Annotated in this window: 1 protein-coding gene; it reads right to left on the minus strand. The window is 69.4% G+C overall.

What is annotated here, in order from left to right:
* Positions 1-641, minus strand: a 641-nt coding sequence (locus tag KUM32_RS33745; RefSeq protein WP_217145731.1) for an amino acid permease, incomplete at both ends; no start/stop codon positions are given.

The following is a 641-nucleotide window of genomic DNA, read 5'->3' on the forward strand; positions in this document are numbered from 1 at the left end:
GGTGTGGAGCTGGCGCGGCAGGTAGCGGTCCTGGGCCAGGATCGAGCCGAGCAGCGGGAAGCCGTTGTACGCGGTGTTGGCGGCCAGGAACAGCACGAGCGCGGTGGCCGCGGCGAGCACCACGAACAGGAACGACCCGTCGCCGAAGACGGCCGCCGCGACCTGCGAGATGACCGGGTCCTGGGTGAAGGCGGCGCCGACCGGCTCGCCGTTGTGCAGCAGGTCCTTGGCCGGGTTCTCCGCCATCTTCACGTCGGTGGCCATGGCCAGGCCGATGATGCCGCAGAACATGGTGACCGCCAGGGTGCCCATCATCAGCAGCGTGGTGGCCGCGTTCTTGCTCTTGGGCTTGCGGAAGGCGGGCACGCCGTTGCTGATGGCCTCGACGCCGGTGAGCGCCGCGCAGCCGGAGGAGAACGCGCGCAGCAGCAGGAAGATCAGCGCGAACCCGGCGAGGCCGGTCTTCTCCGCGTGGATCTCGTAGTCGGAGGTGGGCGCGTGCATGGAGTCGCCGAGCACCAGGCCGCGGAAGGCGCCCCAGGCGATCAGCAGGAAGACGCCCGCGACGAAGACGTAGGTGGGGATCGCGAAGAGCTTGCCCGACTCCTTGACCCCGCGCAGGTTCATCAGCGTCAGCAGCA

The sequence above is a fragment of the Streptomyces sp. AC627_RSS907 genome, from assembly GCF_019049165.1.